Source organism: Runella rosea, assembly GCF_003325355.1.
Classification (GTDB): Bacteria; Bacteroidota; Bacteroidia; order Cytophagales; family Spirosomataceae; genus Runella; species Runella rosea.
On record NZ_CP030850.1, the window covers coordinates 3,557,710 to 3,574,470 of the forward strand.

The window sequence follows — 16,761 nt, forward strand, 5'->3', positions numbered from 1 at the left end:
AATAGACGGAAAAGTTGGTTTGACAATAGTCTTCCTTTGCGACCTATTAACCCAAGGTAGCTCCTTGTTCAGCAAAAGGCTGATTGTAGAGTCTCTTGCCTGTTGTTTTGAAAATAGCGTTGGCAATGGCTCCGCCCGTTGGAGGCAATGCAGGTTCTCCAAGGCCTGTAGGGTCGATGCCATTTTTGACAAAATGTACCTCAATATCAGGAACTTCGTTGTAACGAATCAGGCGGTATTTGTTGAAATTATCCTGCTGAGGTGCGCCGTCTTTGAAAGTAAGATTTCCGTACATGGCATGACCGAGCCCATCCACGATAGCTCCGTAGACTTGGTTTTGGGCGCTGCTTTCGTTGATGACGATGCCGCAATCAACGGATGCGTATACCTTTTTCAAAACGGGTTTTCCTTTAACATTGGCCATTTCGGCAATTTGGGCCACGTATGAGTTGTGTGAGAAGTACACGCTGAAGCCTTGGTAAACTCCTTTTTTCTTCTTGCCCCACCCTGCTTTATCAGCCACCAACTTAATTGCCTCGCGGAAACGTTCTGGCTCGTAGGTGATTTTTCCGACTGGGCTTTTGATGGATTTTTCCAACAGCTCCATCCGTAACTGAATGGGATCTTTGCCGCCCGCCATGGCTACTTCATCCAAAAAAGCCTGCTCGGCATAGGCCAAAAAGTTGGTAATTGGTGCCCGCCAAGGGCCGGTAGTAATGGGTGATTTGTGATCGTTGGATTGAATAAGGGTATTTTCAATGGCACCTACTGGGAAGTTGTCAGGGCGAGTGGCGTTTCCAGCGTTCATTCCTGCACCGTGGAGCATATAGCCAGTGATATTGCCAGCTTTGTCGATAGACGCTTTGAAGCGATAGCGCACGGCGGGGCGGTAAATTCCCCCAGCGGTGTCATCCTCGCGTGACCAAGTTACTTTTACGGGTGCTTTGATAATGCTCGACAACTCGGCGGCTTCCACGGCGTAGTCGGTGTTGAGGCGACGACCAAATCCTCCTCCCATGCGGGTTAGTTCTATGGTGACTTTTTCGGGAGCCATGTTGAACATTTTCGCAATTTGGTTTTGCGCATTTTGGGGCGTCTGGCTGGGGCCAGCCATCTCGATACTATCTCCTTTGAAATGGGCAAAAAAGTTCATCGGCTCCATCGGGCTATGCGGCAAAAACGGGCATTGGTATTCGGCTTCAATGACCTTGTAGGCATTTTTGAAAGCTGCTTCTATGTCGCCGTCTTTGCGGTGAACGGTCGCGGTGGTGCTGTTGAGCATTTCTTTGAAAATGCGGTCGTGGTCGGCAGAACTTTCGAGGTCTTTTTCTTTTTCCCACTCAATTTTCACGGCTTTGCGGGCTTGCATCACTTCCCAAGTGGTTTTTCCGACGATGGCTACTTTATTGCCAAAAGAAACAACATCTGTGATACCCGGCATTTTCTTGGCCTCGGTCGCGTCAAAAGACTTCAGTTTGAGGCCGAAAGCAGGCGGGCGTTGAATCATAGCGTTAAGCATACCATCGCGCTTGTAATCAATACCAAACAGGTTTTTTCCCGTCAGAATGGCTTTACTATCAACACCTCTTACGGAGGTTCCAATCAAGGTGAAGTTGCTTTTATCTTTGAGCTTGACCGTTGTTGGAGGCGTAATTTGGGCGGCATCCGTTGCCAACTCGCCGTAGCTTAGTTTTTTGCCAGAGCTGTGCATTACGAAGCCTTTGCTGGTGCTACATTCGCTGACGGGTACGCTCCATTTTTTGGCGGCTGCTTCCATCAACATGGCGCGGGCAGTGGCTCCTGCTTTGCGTAGGCGTTCCCATGAGTGGCGGATAGCGCCACTTCCTCCAGTGAGTTGACGTTCAAACTTTTTGGTATCCAACGGCGACTGCTCTACCTTTACTTTGCTCCAATCGGCGTCCAATTCTTCGGCTACAACGATTGGGAAAGCCGTTTTGATGCCTTGCCCGATTTCTGGATTGGGTGAATATATGGTAATGATACCCGAAGGCGCGATGGCCAGATAAGCGTTAAAGTCGATGGTATCGGCGGCAGTTTTGGTCAATACGCCAGGCTCAAAAGCCTCCGACGAAAACCAGCCAAATCCGAGTACTAAGCCACCAGCCGCGGTGGCAGATGTTTTGAAGAAATCTCTTCTGGATTGATTAGTGCTCATGCTATGTGGTACGGACGGACCCGCCCGTGGTTAGAATGGTTCAGGATAGGGATTATTTTTTCATTTTGGCTGCGGCCAATTTCACCGCATCGTGAATCCGGTGGTAGGTGCCACAACGGCAGATATTCCCCACCATTGCTTCCTCAATTTCTTTGTCGGAAGGATTGGCATTTTTGGCGAGCAATGCCGATGCCGTCATCATTTGACCTGCCTGACAGTAGCCGCACTGCGGTACATCCACTTCATCCCAGGCTTCCTGTACTGGGTGAGTTCCAGTTTCAGATAGCCCCTCTACCGTCGTAATAGTTGCATTGGATACGTTGGATACAGGCACCACGCATGAGCGCGTAGCCTCGCCGTTTACGTGTACGGTACAGGCACCGCACATTGCCATTCCGCAGCCGTATTTGGTACCTACTAAATCGAGGTGGTCGCGCAATACCCAGAGCAGAGGCGTATTGGCATCAACGTCGGCTTTGTACGTTTTTCCGTTGATTTTCAGGTTAAATAATGCCATGTTTGAAAAGGTTAAATTTTGGTATATAACATAAAATTGAATATAAAAGTTAGGTTTTGCAAACATCTCACCGCCACCTTATCGACGAACGGCCTTTCGGTGACGACGAAACTGTAATGGAATCGCCTCTTGAGTAAATATAGGCATGTTTGGAGGATTGTTACTTACTAAGAATTTTAAAAGTGAATGTATTACAGGGTTTATCTGCATAATTCTAAATTTGTTTTAAAAACACCTTAGAGTAAAATTAAAAAATGAATAAAATAGTCTTTTTTACCCCTTCCCAATTTCAGACAAAGTGTTCGATACCGAACACTTTTTATTTTTTACAAACAGTATAAATATTTGATAATCAATTGATTGCTTGGTGGCACACATTTGGAAGTCTTTTCATATATACAGCCAATTTATTTTCAAAAATGGACAGAGATATACCCGAAGAAAACCAAAAAGAACAATCCCGCCGCCGTTGGCTTTGGATTGGTGGATTTGCCCTTGTTGTCGCGGGGGCTGTGTGGGGCTTACGCACCTCCTTGAGCAATTCCGTAAACAAAATTGACCTTCGACTCGCAACCGCCGAAATCGGAAATGTTGAGAATACACTTACTTCCTCAGGAGAGATTCAACCTGATTTTGAAGCCGTGATTACCAGTCCAATTACGGCGGTTATCCAACAAATCTACCTTGATGCGGGGGCTTCAGTCAAAAATGGCGATAAGATTCTGGAGTTGGATAAGGAGTTTACGCAGTTGAATTTTGAAAAAATGAAAGATGAGCTTGAACTCAAACGCAATGGCATCGTCAAACTACGTTGGGAGCTGGAGAAGAGTTTTTATGATTTAAAAATAAACGATTCTATTAAGGTTCTAAAAATCAGTAGCCTACGTGCAGATATTGAAAATGCTAGGCGATTGTTTAAAGCAGGTGGCGGCACGCGCGAAAGTATCGACCAAGCCGAGCAGAATCTTCGTATTGCACAACTTGAAAAGCGACAACTTGAAAACGATATTCGCATCAAACAACAAACGATGCGGGCCGACATTCGCGAGTCTGAAATTGGCGCGCAAATCAAAGAAAAAGACCTTCAAGAACTCCAACGCAAACTCCAGCAAGCCAATATTATTGCGAATCGCGCTGGGGTGCTTACCTACGTCAATAAAAACATCGGCTCAAAGGTCGCAGAAGGTGAAGTACTGGCTCGGTTGGCGGACTTGGGAGGATTTAAGGTAATTGGCTCTATATCTGATAATTATGCAGAGCTTATCCGAGTTGGAATGCCTGTGGTGGTTCGCATCAACGATACGCAATTGCGCGGTACGCTGACAAATATCCTGCCTTCGGTTCAAAACAATATCGTCAATTTTGACGTGCAACTTGATGATAAAGCTAACAAACTGCTTCGTCCGAAGATGAAAGTGGAAGTGTATCCCGTGACAGATGCTCATAACCAAGTGGTAAGAGTGGCCAACGGCGCAGGGTTTACGGGTACACCTGTTCAAGATGTTTTTGTCCTTCGTCCCGACGGAAAAGCTGAGCGAAGAACCGTAAAAATCGGGTTGGCTAATTTTGACTTTGTTGAAGTTAAAGAGGGCATTCGTGCTGGAGAACGTGTAATCGTTTCGGACATGAGCAAGTATAAGAATGTTAAGGAGTTGGAGATAAAATAAAGTAGGGGCAGGGCTTGCCTCTGCCCGAATTGCCTTTGTCCCGAATTGCCTTTGTCCCGAATGGTCTCTGTACTGCCGAGGGAATCCGAAAATTTACAGTGAAATGATTTAGAATATTTACAGCCATGAATAAAATCAATTTATACAAATTCAGCCTTAAAAATTGCCCAAGACCCATGAGAAATTTAGTTTTTCAGTTCGGTCAGCGGCAAACAGGGCAGAGGCAAACAGGGCAGAGGCAAGCCCTGCCCCTACGATTTTGTGCTTTTTGCCTGTTTTTGTCAATATCGCTACATGGCCAAACGACCCAACTAACGCTTTCAGAAGTGGTAGAAATGGCCAAAAATCAATCTATTTCGGCCCGACAAGCGTCTACTACCAAAGAAACAAAGTATTGGGAATATCGCACTTTCTTGTCAAACTACAAACCGCAATTAACGTTAAGCGGCAATTTACCTGCGTTTAGTCGTTCATTTATTGAAGTACGTCAGCCCGACGGCACGATTCAGTTTCAGCCTATCCGTAATAACAATTCGTCGCTAAATCTTTCGCTGAGCCAAAGCATTGCGGCAACGGGCGGAAGCATTTATGCCACCTCGCAATTGCAGCGATTTGATGATTTTGACCGAAAAAATACCCTTTACAACGGCACTCCCTTCGCCGTTGGGTATTTGCAGCCGTTGTTGCGTTTCAATTCATTCAAATGGGATAAGAAAATCGAACCACTTAAATTCAACGAAAGTCAACAAACTTACATCGAATCGCTGGAGCAGATTGCGTTGCGGGCCAGTGGGTTATTCTTTGATTTGCTGTTGGCGCAGGTCAATTTGCAGATTGCCGAAACCAATTTGACTAATACCCAAAACATTCTCAAAGTAGCCAATGAAAAGTATGAATTGGGCAAGAACACGCGCAACGAAATATTGCAATTACAACTCGAATTGCTCAAAGCGCGAAAGGCGGTGGGGGTCTCAAAACGTGATTTAGAAGTGGCTTCGTTGAACTTGAAAGCGTACATAGGACTACAAGCAGAAGGGAAAATAGAGCTACAAACGCCTGTCCAACCCGCCGCACTGACGCTTTCATCCGAAAGGGCCATTGAGCAAGCGTTTGCTAACCGTTCCGATGCGATTGCGTTTGGCCGAAGAACACTGGAAGCTGAACGGGCGGTGGCAAAAGCCAAAGGCGATAATGGCCTCAACGCCACCCTCACCGCTACCTTGGGTTTTTCAAATCGGGGCATTACGGTGCCCGAATTGTATCGTAAACCCCAAGACCAACAAACGGTAGAATTACAATTGGACATTCCGATTTTGGACTGGGGGCGTTCTAAATCTCGGACCAAAACCGCTGAAGCCCAACGCCAACTGACTCAATACACCGTAGAGCAAGATAAACAGAATTTTCAACAGGAAATTTATACGCAAGTCACGCTGTTTGAAATGCTCCGTGACCAACTTTCACTCACCGTTCAGGCCGATAGCATTGCGTCTGAAAAGTACCGAATTGCGCAAGATCGGTACGTATTGGGCAATCTGAGCATCACCGATTTAAGTATTTCGTTTACCGAAAAAGACCAAGCCAAACGTGATTATATCTATGCTCTACGCGACTATTGGGGGGCTTACTACAAGCTGCGGCAATTGACATTGTATGATTTTGAAACAGAAAGCAAATTGAAATAAACCATGATACATTTAAAGAACATCGAAAAAGTCTATCGGACAGCCACGGTAGAAACAGTTGCGCTCAATAACATCAATTTGAGCGTTGAAAAAGGAGAATTTGTTTCCATTATGGGCCCTTCGGGTTGCGGCAAAAGTACGTTGCTCAACATCATCGGGCTATTGGATGAACCGTCGAAGGGTAAAGTAGAAATTGGTGGAAAACACACCAATGGCTTGCCCGACAGTCAGTTGGCGCATTTTCGTAATCAAACATTGGGCTTTATTTTTCAGAGTTTTCACCTGATTAATGATTTACCCGTATTAGATAACGTAGAGTTGCCACTTTTGTACCGCAAGGTTTCGAGCAGCGAGCGCCGCCGCTTGGCGAGCGAAGCGCTGGAAAAAGTGGGACTCAGCAACCGAATGAAGCATTATCCCAATCAACTTTCGGGCGGGCAAAAACAGCGGGTGGCCATTGCACGCGCCATTGTGGGGCAGCCGCAGATTATTTTGGCCGATGAGCCTACTGGAAATTTGGATAGCAACATGGGCAACGAAATCATGGACATCTTGACTACGCTCAATCAACGTGACAAAGCCACCATCATCATGGTGACCCACGATGAAAACATGGCTAAACGTACGCATCGCTTAATCAGATTGTTTGACGGTTCACAAGTTTCCTAATTATGCTACTCAACTACCTCAAAATCACCCTTGCCGTGCTGCAACGTCGAAAGTTTTTCACGTTTATCAGCCTATTCGGCATCAGTCTGACGCTCACTATTTTGGTGGTGGCTACGGCCTTTATTGACCACTTGATTGCAGCCGGCTACCCCGAAATCAATCGCGACCGCTCTTTGTATATCTGGAATATAAAGCAGAAAGATACCAAAAACCAAGGCCAAAGCTCAGGGCCTATCAGCTTTTCGTTCATCAATACCTATGTCAGGTCGCTCAAAACACCAGCTAAGATTGCCGCGGTGTCGATGCCAAGTACCATCAATATTTATCTCAATAATCACAAGCTGAATGTCCGCTATCGGCATACCGACAGTAATTTTTGGGATGTTACTTCCTTTGACTTTTTGGAAGGGAAAAATTACACCGAACAAAACATCGCCAACAACGATTACGTGGTGGTCATCAACGATTACGTCCGCGACGAATACGTGGGCAAAGGCCAGCCAGCGGTGGGCAAAATGATTGAAATCGACAACGTCAACTACCGCATCATTGGTGTAGTGCGCGGTTGTCCCATTACCCGGATTCACGTTTCATCAGATTTGTATTTTCCGTACAATACCTCCAAAGCTGATTTAAAAAAGGTGGAATTGCGGGGCAACTTTGCTGCAATAATCCTGCCCGATGCTCCTTCGGATATTCCTAAAATACAGACCGAATTCAACGTTGTAGCTTCAAAAATAAAAGTGACGGAAACGGGCGATAAGTGGTTTAGGCCCGATAAACTGTATGTTTCTGCCGATTCTTACATCACCAGTTTTACCCGTCAGTTTAAGGGCGATGGCGAAAGTGATGGCCTAGGGTATTTTTTTACCATTGTGCTCGGAATCGCCTTGTTATTCATGTCTTTGCCCGCCATCAACTTGGTCAACATCAATATGAGTCGTATCATGGAGCGGGCTTCAGAGATTGGCATTCGGAAGGCTTTCGGGGCCTCGTCCAAAACCTTGGTGATGCAGTTTGTGATTGAGAATATTATTCTGACGCTCATTGGTGGAGTGATTGCGGTTTTTCTGTCGCTTGGAGTTATTTACTATCTAAACAACAGCAACTTAATCGCCTATATTGATTTGAGTTTCAACTGGAAAGTTTTCTCCATTGCGATTTTTGTCAGCTTGCTGTTCGGGCTTTTATCGGGGGTTTACCCTGCCTGGCGGATGTCAAAATTACAAGTTGTGGAAGCCCTTAAAAATTAAAAAGCCATGTTAAAACACTTATTTAAACTCATCTGGAAACGGAAAAAGATGAACTCTTTGATGATGTTCGAGATATTTTTTTCCTTTCTTATTTTGTTCGCCGTCTGGACGCTCGGTATCTATAACTACCGAAACTACGCCCAGCCTTCGGGCCTCGAAACCGACAATGTTTGGGTCGCTTTTTTCAACTTTAATGCCCCCAACGACACAATCAAAGCTGAATATAAAGAGTTGGTTCGGCAGCAATTGACGCGCTATCGGGCGGTGCATAGCTTTGCTTTCACAAGTTCTAACGCCCCGTTTACCTTCAGTTCTATGAACAATAATGTAGAGTACAACAAAAAGACCACGATGAGCGAAATCATGAGAGTTGAGCCTGATTTTCCGAAGGTGATGAATATGAAGATTTCTGAAGGGCGTTGGTTTAATGAGACAGATAAGGCGGGCAATTATCGTCCTATCGTCATTACGCGTCGCTTGAAGGAAGAACTGTTTGGCAATGAAAGCGCGATAGGGAAAACGTTGGGCAACGGTGACGGGGCCAGTTCAAACGACCCCAAAATGAAAGTAGTCGGTGTGGTGGATTATTTTAAACACAAAGATGATTTTCAGAAGCTTTCCAGCTGCATATTTCAGCCCTCTGATCGATGGGATGATACAATGGTAATGAAGGTACAAGAAGGTAGCGGGGCAGAATTGGAAGCCCAAATCTCGAAGGAAGTGGCGCGCTTGGGCAAAGATTGGTCAATCGAAATTCAGCAGATGAACAACATGAAATCCAACCGCAATAACCTCGTACTCGTGCCCGTCCTGATTTTATTGATTGTGTGCAGTTTCTTGGTGTTCAACGTCGCCTTGGGGCTGTTTGGGGTGTTATTTCAAACCATCAGCCGGCGCAAGCAAGAAATCGGCGTACGCCGCGCCATGGGAGCTACGCAGGGCGCTATTTTGTGGCATTTTATTGGCGAAACTGCCGTTATTGCTACTTTTGGGCTTATTTTAGGGGTCTTTTTTGCGGTTCAATTTCCCTTGCTGAATGTGTTTGATGTAGAGGCTGGAGTATATTTGTTGGGAATTTTAATGGCCGTCATTTCGGTCTATGTGTTAGTCAGCATTTGCGCTTTTTATCCTAGTCGTCAGGCTTCTGTGATGCAGCCAGCAACCGTTTTGCACGAAGAATAAGTATGATTTTAATCGTTGATGATGATATTGCCGTTCGAACTTCTCTTTCGCTCTTGATGCGAAAAGAGAAGTTCGATGTTGCAACAGCCGAAACGCCCGAAGAAGCCCTCACCCATTTGACTGAGAATGTGATTGAGTTGGTGTTGCTCGACATGAATTTTTCTAATGACACCTCTGGAGATGATGGATTGAATCTGCTCGCTCAAATCAGGCAACAGGATGCGCACGTACCCGTGATTCTCATTACGGGTTGGGCCACGATTGATTTGGCCGTCAAAGGAATGAAAATCGGGGCGGCTGATTTTATCAGTAAGCCTTGGCAAAATACGCATCTGATGCAGTCGGTCCGGACTGCGTTGGCGTTGCGTGAGGCAAATGACCCAGCACCTAAAGAGAAAAATTCAGGAGTAAAGGCGGCCAATCAGTCGATAAGTCGTCGTCAATTGGACCGACAGTATGATTTTGGGCAAATCATAGGGCAGTCAGAATCTATGTTACAAATATTGGGCACCATAGGTCGGATAGCCGCGACCGATGCTTCTGTATTGATTATGGGCGAGAGCGGCACGGGAAAGGAGCTTATTGCCGAAGCCGTTCACCAAAACAGCCAACGCGCCAAGCGCCCGTTTGTCAAAGTGAATTTGGGCGGGATTTCAACCAGTTTGTTTGAGTCTGAAATGTTTGGGCACATTCGCGGGGCGTTTACCGACGCGCGCTACGACCGCACGGGCCGCTTTGAATTGGCCAATCGCGGCACCATTTTTTTGGATGAAATCGGCGAACTGGATTTGAGCAGTCAGGTGAAATTGCTGCGTGTATTGCAGGACCGAACCTTCGAAATATTGGGCAGTAGTAAGACCAAAACGCTGGACGTGCGCGTAGTGTGCGCTACCAATCGGAATCTGGAAGAAATGGTGGCTAAAGGCACGTTTCGAGAGGACTTGCTGTACCGTATCAACCTCATTACAATCCAGTTGCCTTCTTTGCGCCAGCGTCCAGATGACATTCCGCTGTTGGTTGATTTTTTTGTCAATAACCTACGTAGTATCTACAGCCGCCCGCACTTAGAAGTAAGCCGCGACGCGCTGAAATGGCTCAAACAACTCAACTTGCCAGGCAATATTCGCCAACTCAAAAACCTAGTCGAACGGACGATTTTGGTCAGCAACAATGACATACTAGAAGTGGCCGATTTTGAGCAAAATTATCAGCCCCCATCTCGACCTTCCGACCTCATATCTCCAAAATCCCACCTTCCTGACGTAGGCAGCATGACGCTCGAAGAAATGGAAATCCAGATGATTCGACGCGCGATGGAATTTCACCGGGGCAAAGTGGCCCGCGTAGCCAAAGCCTTGGGCCTGACGCGCTCAGCGTTGTATCGGCGGTTGGAAAAGTACAGCATTCCGTTTGATGAAGAATGAGGGTAGTTTCGATTGTCGAGTATTGATTTATTCTCCTAAACGAAATCGTTCCAGCACTGTCGTAGTCCCCGTTTTTTGATACCAATCATTAAACACAAGCTCTAATTCGTTTACGTCAAACATCCCGAAATTTACCTCTCTGTAGGTTTTTGCTTTTTGAAGGAAATCATCCGGATGAATAAAGGGTTTTCTGAAACGAACCACCGTCGAATGGGCCGTTTGAATGGCGTAGCGTTTATCGATGGAATGTTGCAACCCAGAGTTCTGAAAGCGTTGACGCAGTCCATTGCGTATTTTTTTCAATGCATTGTCTAACGGAAAACCTTGGATAAGTAAACAACTCGGCGAAGCCGTAATGCCCCTAAACTGTATTTTAAACGATTTTTGGCCATTTATCACTTCCTGAACCAATGCCGCGTACTGGGTCGTATCAATAAGGGAAAGGCTAAAATTTTCGTAACAAGAAATAATTGACAAAATGGTCAGATGAATATCCGTGATTGGATAGTAATATTGCTCAGGTTCTGATGCTTTGAGGTTGCTGAGCATGGCTTCAATGGCTGTTCTGACCGTTAGTGGCGGTCGCGCCAGTAGCGTAATGCCCCGGCGGGAATCCACGGGCGCGTCAATCATGGTGTCATATTCAAAATGCCCTGACTCAAACTGCTGAACCGAACGCGTCCATAACTGATGATAATGTTGTTCTAAATCCATTCATTGGGTTTTGTGTTGTAACGCATGGCTAAATATATGAAACTAAGCACCAAATTCATTTCTTTCATCATCATTATTCACTTGGTGGCGGTGGGATTATCGTTGTATATTTTCAAAAAAGAGCCACTTTTTTTCATTGCTTCTGAGGTGTTTATTCTGCTTTCGTTGTTCATTGCGTGGCAATTGTACAACGAAATGATTCAGCCGCTCAATTTACTCATGACGGGCGTAGAAGCCATCAAAGACCGTGATTTTAACGTTAAATTTCTGAAAACGGGTAAGTACGAAATGGACCGACTCATTGAAATTTACAATCAGATGATTGACCAGTTGCGTACCGAGCGCACACGGCAAGAAGAACAGCATTTTTTTCTTGAAAAACTGATTCACACCTCACCCACAGGAATCTTAATGATGGATTTTGACGAAAATATCACCGCCATCAATCCTAAAGCGCAAGCCATGCTGAGCATTCAGGCCGACGCCGTGCTACACCGTGCGCTGTCGTCGATTCAGCATCCTGTTTTGCAGGCCTTGAGTCACTTAAAAACGGGGGAGTCACGGACGATAAATTTCAACGGGTTAGAGACTTATAAATGCCAAAAGGCGCATTTTATGGATCGGGGTTTTCCACGTTATTTTATCATGCTCGAAGAACTGACGACCGAAATTCTGGCTGCCGAAAAGAACGCGTACGGCAAAGTGATTCGGATGATGGCGCACGAAGTTAATAACTCGGTCGGAGCCGTAAATTCGATTTTGGATACGACCCTTTCGTTGGAACAAAACCAACCCGACGTAACCCAAGCCCTGCAAGTAGCCCGCGACCGCAACGAAAACCTCAACCAATTTATGCGGCGTTTTGCCGACGTGGTGCGCTTGCCCATTCCGCACAAAGAGCCACTGAACATCAGCGCTTTAGTAATGAAAACGGCGAGCCTGATGTCGTCGGTGGCCAAACGCCAACAGATTCGTTTTGAATTTAATTTCAGTGACAATGATGTGATGATTGCAGCCGACGTATCACAGATGGAACAAGTACTCATCAATGTCATCAAAAATGCCATTGAGTCCATTGAAAATGACGGGACCATTGCATTTGAAACAACTCATCAGCCGCCTCAACTGCTGGTCATAGATACTGGAAAAGGTATCCCGAAAGGTATTGAAGAGCAGTTATTCAGCCCTTTTTTCTCCACCAAACGCAACGGGCAGGGCGTCGGTCTTACGCTCATTCGGGAGATTCTGGTCAACCACGGGTTCGGGCTTTCACTCCACACCGAGCAAGAAGGAAAGACGGTGTTTCGGGTGCGGTTTTGAGGCGTGAAGAGATTGCTTTTTGCTACAATTTTAAGTTTTTAGGGTCGCGTCGCGTGTCAAATACAGCGCATATCTGAACCACATTATGCTCGAAACTGTAGATTATCTTGTAATTTCCTTCGACCACAAATCGGTAGCTGCGTCGATGTGAGGGCATTTCCTGAATAGAGCTGGAATCGGGAAATTGTGCCAATTGACGCGCTCTTTCCATGATATTTTCAATGACCCTATCGGCTTTGGGCTGGCCAATAAACTCTTCAATTTCAAGCAGATCGTCAAAAAGCGGCATTCGTCCAAATGACTTGAGGATTCATTGAACGGCGCGTTTTTTCTTAAAAAACTCCTCCACTTCCTGTTGGCTCATTACTCGGCCTTCTTTACTGTCCGTTTCCGCTTTGTCAAGTTTATCGGATAGCTGTTTGGGAGTCATGAGTTGTAAATAGTTTTTGGCGCGTTTTTGGCGTTCACGTCGTAAAAGAGACGTAAGCTTGAGCAGAACCTCTTCGTCGTTGACACGAAGATATTCCGACAAAAAGGCCAATTTATGTGCTTGAATGTCCATAATGACCAAACGTTTTTCCTGCATAACAAAGATAAGGCATTTTTGTGCTTTCCTCAACTTCTCGAAACAGGCACTTGGCATAGATTCCGTATTTCTTCCTAACTTTGAACAAACGCAAACCCTATTGAAGGCATGGATAAGCAAAAATTGCCATTGCAGCTTTTACGATATTTAAAAGAGATAGAAGAAAGAATAAAGTCTTCACAAATTGAATTGGAAGTTATTTCTAACGAAACCTATTTTCTTTTAATAAGGTCCAGAAAATATTCTGATTTCTTTTTTAATCTAAGCTGGAAGAATCAAAATAATAGCATTACGTTATCAGCAGAAGTTTATCCAGCGTCACCAACAGGAGACGTTAGTAGATTTAATTTTGAAGGTAGTGCGATACCACATATAGACAATTGGCTTTCTTATGTTAAAGAGTATGATGATATTGATATAGGTTCACTCTTCCCGATTGAAAACTCTCTCCAACCCGAAGAAGATATTTTTGAAGAAAAAGATAAGATCCTTCCTTATTGCCTTCAAAGACTCTCAGTAGAAAATTTTCAAGGAATTAAACATGCTACCATTGAGAACTTGCCTGTAGATACGCAGTGGGTATTTTTGGTGGGAGAAAATGGGTTTGGAAAATCCACTGTTTTACAGTCAATTCTGTTGGGACTTCATGGTAGCAAAGATGGGAGTTACGAAGTTGTTCAGAATCAGTATATTAGAATACGGGTGCAGTATAAGAGCGACAAAGAAAACTTTTTCAATGATTGTTGGAGGAATCCACACCCACTTACACATTTGGCCGCTTATGGGCCATCGCGCCTCAATCTTCAAGCTGATGCTACTTTGAGTGATGAGGCTCGTAAAAGTTCAGTGACCTACAGTCTTTTCAATTCTGACGGAGCATTGCTCAACATTGAAGCAAAATTGAAGGATTGGCTTCTGCAAAAAGACAAAAAGCGCTTTGAATTGGTAAAAAAAGCCTTTTTGAAACTGATTCCTTACCTGTCGGATATGCGGTTGAACGAATCAACCAGCCAAATCGAATACCTTGAAAAAGACATTATTGACGGTACGGAAACCTACGAACCTTTGCCTTATCAAAAATTAGCGTCGGGATTTCGGGCTATCATTGGGTTGGCCGGTGATATGATTGTGCGGCTTTCAAATGCTCAGCCTACCATCAAAGACCCTGCTCAATTGAAAGGAATTGTCCTCATTGATGAGTTGGATTTGCATTGGCACCCTAAACTCCAAAAACAGATTCCGCAGTTGTTTTCGGGTGTTTTTCCCAAAGTACAGTTTATTGTTTCCACCCACAGTCCTATTCCGCTGCTGGGTGCGCCACACAATTCGGTCGTGCTGAAAGTAACGCGCACCAAAGAGGAAGGCGTGAAGATAGAGCGCGTGGACATTGACCTTAAATACCTCACCCCCAATCTGATATTGACGTCGGGGATTTTTGACATGGACGATGTGCTTTCGGTTGAAAACGACGACCTCACCAAAACCCGAACTGAGGATACATTTGAAGAAATGAAACATAACGACGAAGTGGAAGATTATTTGGCTGAATTTGAAAAAAGTAATCGTCAGTTTCCCGATGAATTGTTTGAACCCAAAGCCAATTAGTCGTTGTGTATGATTAGCGTCAAAAAAGATTTTACCGTTGTTCCTGCCACCTTGGATACTGCCGAGCGTACCGCGTTGATTACGTTATCTTTGACCGAGAAAAACAAGCATGATTTTAAATCGAAAGTCTATCGTGACGGTACATTAAAGGCACTTGAGGAACTCTATCATCACAAGTGCGGCTACTGTGAAACCGATACAACGGCAGGCGCTCCGATGCAGGTAGAGCATTATCGGCCCAAAGCTAAAATCACGAAAGAAGCCACCCACGAAGGTTACTATTGGGTGGCCTATGAATGGAGCAATCTCCTGTTGAGCTGCGCCAAATGCAACAATAAAAAACGCAATCATTTTCCAATAACGGGAACGAGAGTGGTTACTCCTTCACTTAATGCGGCAGGCTTGCCCGATGATGACCACCGATTGGCGAACTCTACGGTTTTTCAGCAGGAACAAGCCTTACTGCTTCATCCTGAAATAGACGCTGTTGAAGAGTTTTTCATTTTCAAACCCGATGGAAGAATCGAAGCGTTGAATGATAACCCAAGGGCGTTGGAAACCATAAAAATATGCGGGCTGAATCGAAATGAATTGGTTGTCAAACGATTAAAAGTATTAAATGAACTGTTGGATGCAATCCAGTTAGAACTTAAAGACCTTGCAACCGGAACGATTAAGGCTGATGAGGCACGTCATGGGATAAAACGAATCTTCGAAAAACTCTTTTCCCTTCAAAAGGCTGATAACCAATACTCTCGCTTTGGGTATTTTATGTATGCCAAGTTTGATAAATTTTTTACAGAACGTATTCCCTCCGATCTGCAAAGAGATGCTGTAAAGAAGTTGTTTCAGTTGTTCCTGAAAAATCAATTATAAATTAGTGGGTAAGTTTCCCAAAATTACAACCAACTCACTTCAACGACCTGATCCACTCCCTCACCAGCGCTACGCCTTCGGTGTGGGTAGTTTTTCGGCCCAGTTCGGGCATCATTTCGCCAGGGTCAGTGGATTCCATTCGGTACAGTAAAATGGATTTTTCGGGTTGGCCGGGTACGATGCTGTATTGTCGTCCGCCAGAGCCTCTGCCTGCGGCTACAGGCGCTTTCATTATGCCCAATTTTGTTAGATCGGTTTCGTCGTAATTTAACATCAGGCCCGAGGTTTTGGCGGGGCCTTCGTTTCGGTGGCAGTGCGCACAGTTAATGTCCAGCCACGCTCGGGCGCGCGCCTCTAAGGAGCCGCTGGCGGGGTCGTTCCAGACGGGCGCTTTGGGCACTTGGGCCAGGGCAGGAAGTCCCGTCAAAAGCCCTGTTTTTTGCCAATGAACCAATTGGTTTTCTTTTTCGCCGTATTCAAAATCACCATTCAATTGCCTTGCCGACGGCCCGATGGGCTGCATTTTTTCATTTTGATTATGGCAGCCTTTGCACTGATTGAGGTTGGGCATGGCGTACTGAATCGTGCGTTTTTTGCCATCAGAATGAATCCAGCTCACTTCTTTGGTTTCTCCAGCTACTTCGAGGTAAGCGTCGGTTTGGTCATCATTCCAAACGTATTCCAGTGCTTTCCAACCCGATTCTTCGTGAATTAACAACCGGGTTTCCATGATGCGCCGCCCTGCGGCGGGGTTGCGAAAGTCGTTGGGATAATAAAAGGTCTTAATGATGGTGGTTCCGACGGGAAAGTCGAGTACACCGTCAGCATTATAGGCTACGGTTGTGCCCGCAGGAAGTTTTACGAATCGCAATTTTTCGGCATAGTCAGAAAACAGCGGCGTATTAAGTTGGTAAGGCACAACCCCTTCGGCGGGAAGTTGGTCGGCGATTTTGCCTTGAAAAAATCCGTATTCCGAAAGATTCTCTTTAGGGGCAAAAGTGGTGCTATCCTTCAAAGGGGGTGTTTTTCGAAATGAAAAAGTAATGGCAATTGACAAGACAAAAAAGGCAAACGAAAACAGTTTCAT

At 45.3% G+C, this 16,761-nt stretch carries 15 protein-coding genes; 9 read left to right on the plus strand and 6 right to left on the minus strand.

Translation table 11 applies throughout. The features are described 5' to 3' along the window. Nucleotides 1-46 precede the first annotated feature (46 nt). Entirely contained in the window at nt 47-2,176 is a 2,130-nt protein-coding gene (locus DR864_RS14885; protein ID WP_114067724.1) for a xanthine dehydrogenase family protein molybdopterin-binding subunit, read from the minus strand. 52 nt (nt 2,177-2,228) lie between these two features. Continuing rightward, nucleotides 2,229-2,693, minus strand: coding sequence for a (2Fe-2S)-binding protein (locus DR864_RS14890; protein WP_114070295.1), 465 nt, complete (start codon nt 2,691-2,693; stop codon nt 2,229-2,231). A 419-nt stretch (nt 2,694-3,112) separates the two neighbouring features. Here DR864_RS14890 and DR864_RS14895 point away from each other — a divergent pair, with 419 nt between their 5' ends. The 6 genes from DR864_RS14895 (at nt 3,113) to DR864_RS14920 (ending at nt 10,573) form a co-directional block, all read left to right on the plus strand. Further along, complete coding sequence (locus DR864_RS14895; protein ID WP_114067725.1) at nt 3,113-4,360, plus strand: efflux RND transporter periplasmic adaptor subunit; 1,248 nt, start codon at nt 3,113-3,115, stop codon at nt 4,358-4,360. A 176-nt stretch (nt 4,361-4,536) separates the two neighbouring features. Further along, a complete protein-coding gene (locus DR864_RS14900) occupies nt 4,537-6,045 on the plus strand; it encodes a TolC family protein (protein WP_229599393.1) in 1,509 nt (502 codons plus the stop codon). A gap of 3 nt (nt 6,046-6,048) precedes the next feature. Continuing rightward, nucleotides 6,049-6,714: an ABC transporter ATP-binding protein gene (locus DR864_RS14905; RefSeq protein WP_114067727.1), complete on the plus strand. Its 666-nt coding sequence runs from the start codon at nt 6,049-6,051 to the stop codon at nt 6,712-6,714. Between the two features lie 2 nt (nt 6,715-6,716). Beyond that, nucleotides 6,717-7,967: an ABC transporter permease gene (locus DR864_RS14910; protein WP_114067728.1), complete on the plus strand. Its 1,251-nt coding sequence runs from the start codon at nt 6,717-6,719 to the stop codon at nt 7,965-7,967. Between the two features lie 6 nt (nt 7,968-7,973). Then, nucleotides 7,974-9,149 (plus strand): ABC transporter permease, encoded by a 1,176-nt coding sequence (locus DR864_RS14915; RefSeq protein WP_114067729.1) that lies wholly within the window; start codon nt 7,974-7,976, stop codon nt 9,147-9,149. Nucleotides 9,150-9,151: 2 nt separating this feature from the next. Further along, entirely contained in the window at nt 9,152-10,573 is a 1,422-nt protein-coding gene (locus DR864_RS14920) for a sigma-54-dependent transcriptional regulator (RefSeq protein ID WP_114067730.1), read from the plus strand. A 27-nt stretch (nt 10,574-10,600) separates the two neighbouring features. Here the strand turns inward: DR864_RS14920 and DR864_RS14925 are convergent, their stop codons facing one another. Beyond that, complete coding sequence (locus DR864_RS14925) at nt 10,601-11,287, minus strand: 2'-5' RNA ligase family protein (protein ID WP_114067731.1); 687 nt, start codon at nt 11,285-11,287, stop codon at nt 10,601-10,603. A gap of 36 nt (nt 11,288-11,323) precedes the next feature. On the opposite strand from DR864_RS14925, the gene DR864_RS14930 reads away from it, so the two are divergent. Then, nucleotides 11,324-12,607, plus strand: coding sequence for a sensor histidine kinase (locus tag DR864_RS14930; RefSeq protein ID WP_114067732.1), 1,284 nt, complete (start codon nt 11,324-11,326; stop codon nt 12,605-12,607). A gap of 22 nt (nt 12,608-12,629) precedes the next feature. On the opposite strand, the gene DR864_RS14935 is transcribed toward DR864_RS14930, so the two are convergent. Both DR864_RS14935 and DR864_RS14940 read right to left on the minus strand, forming a co-directional pair. Continuing rightward, the gene (locus DR864_RS14935; protein ID WP_114067733.1) at nt 12,630-12,896 is read right to left on the minus strand and encodes a type II toxin-antitoxin system RelE/ParE family toxin; all 267 of its coding nucleotides are present in this window, start codon (nt 12,894-12,896) and stop codon (nt 12,630-12,632) included. A gap of 21 nt (nt 12,897-12,917) precedes the next feature. Further along, nucleotides 12,918-13,169, minus strand: a complete 252-nt coding sequence (locus tag DR864_RS14940; protein ID WP_162793847.1) for a hypothetical protein — start codon at nt 13,167-13,169, stop codon at nt 12,918-12,920. A gap of 132 nt (nt 13,170-13,301) precedes the next feature. Between DR864_RS14940 and DR864_RS14945 the strand changes: the two genes are divergently transcribed. Together DR864_RS14945 and DR864_RS14950 are read left to right on the plus strand one after the other, a co-directional pair. Then, nucleotides 13,302-14,798: an AAA family ATPase gene (locus DR864_RS14945; RefSeq protein WP_114067735.1), complete on the plus strand. Its 1,497-nt coding sequence runs from the start codon at nt 13,302-13,304 to the stop codon at nt 14,796-14,798. A gap of 9 nt (nt 14,799-14,807) precedes the next feature. Further along, nucleotides 14,808-15,674, plus strand: coding sequence for an HNH endonuclease family protein (locus tag DR864_RS14950; protein ID WP_114067736.1), 867 nt, complete (start codon nt 14,808-14,810; stop codon nt 15,672-15,674). 34 nt (nt 15,675-15,708) lie between these two features. Here the strand turns inward: DR864_RS14950 and DR864_RS14955 are convergent, their stop codons facing one another. After that, entirely contained in the window at nt 15,709-16,761 is a 1,053-nt protein-coding gene (locus DR864_RS14955; protein WP_114067737.1) for an SO2930 family diheme c-type cytochrome, read from the minus strand.

Excerpts from the sequence above, each read along its gene's own strand:
- DR864_RS14885 (WP_114067724.1), bottom strand. The coding sequence starts at position 2,176 with ATGAGCACTAATCAATCCAGAAGAGATTTCTTCAAAACATCTGCCACC.
- DR864_RS14890 (WP_114070295.1), bottom strand. The coding sequence starts at position 2,693 with ATGGCATTATTTAACCTGAAAATCAACGGAAAAACGTACAAAGCCGAC.
- DR864_RS14895 (WP_114067725.1), top strand. The coding sequence starts at position 3,113 with ATGGACAGAGATATACCCGAAGAAAACCAAAAAGAACAATCCCGCCGC.
- DR864_RS14900 (WP_229599393.1), top strand. The coding sequence starts at position 4,537 with ATGAGAAATTTAGTTTTTCAGTTCGGTCAGCGGCAAACAGGGCAGAGG.
- DR864_RS14905 (WP_114067727.1), top strand. The coding sequence starts at position 6,049 with ATGATACATTTAAAGAACATCGAAAAAGTCTATCGGACAGCCACGGTA.
- DR864_RS14910 (WP_114067728.1), top strand. The coding sequence starts at position 6,717 with ATGCTACTCAACTACCTCAAAATCACCCTTGCCGTGCTGCAACGTCGA.
- DR864_RS14915 (WP_114067729.1), top strand. The coding sequence starts at position 7,974 with ATGTTAAAACACTTATTTAAACTCATCTGGAAACGGAAAAAGATGAAC.
- DR864_RS14920 (WP_114067730.1), top strand. The coding sequence starts at position 9,152 with ATGATTTTAATCGTTGATGATGATATTGCCGTTCGAACTTCTCTTTCG.
- DR864_RS14925 (WP_114067731.1), bottom strand. The coding sequence starts at position 11,287 with ATGGATTTAGAACAACATTATCATCAGTTATGGACGCGTTCGGTTCAG.
- DR864_RS14930 (WP_114067732.1), top strand. The coding sequence starts at position 11,324 with ATGAAACTAAGCACCAAATTCATTTCTTTCATCATCATTATTCACTTG.
- DR864_RS14935 (WP_114067733.1), bottom strand. The coding sequence starts at position 12,896 with ATGCCGCTTTTTGACGATCTGCTTGAAATTGAAGAGTTTATTGGCCAG.
- DR864_RS14940 (WP_162793847.1), bottom strand. The coding sequence starts at position 13,169 with ATGGACATTCAAGCACATAAATTGGCCTTTTTGTCGGAATATCTTCGT.
- DR864_RS14945 (WP_114067735.1), top strand. The coding sequence starts at position 13,302 with ATGGATAAGCAAAAATTGCCATTGCAGCTTTTACGATATTTAAAAGAG.
- DR864_RS14950 (WP_114067736.1), top strand. The coding sequence starts at position 14,808 with ATGATTAGCGTCAAAAAAGATTTTACCGTTGTTCCTGCCACCTTGGAT.
- DR864_RS14955 (WP_114067737.1), bottom strand. The coding sequence starts at position 16,761 with ATGAAACTGTTTTCGTTTGCCTTTTTTGTCTTGTCAATTGCCATTACT.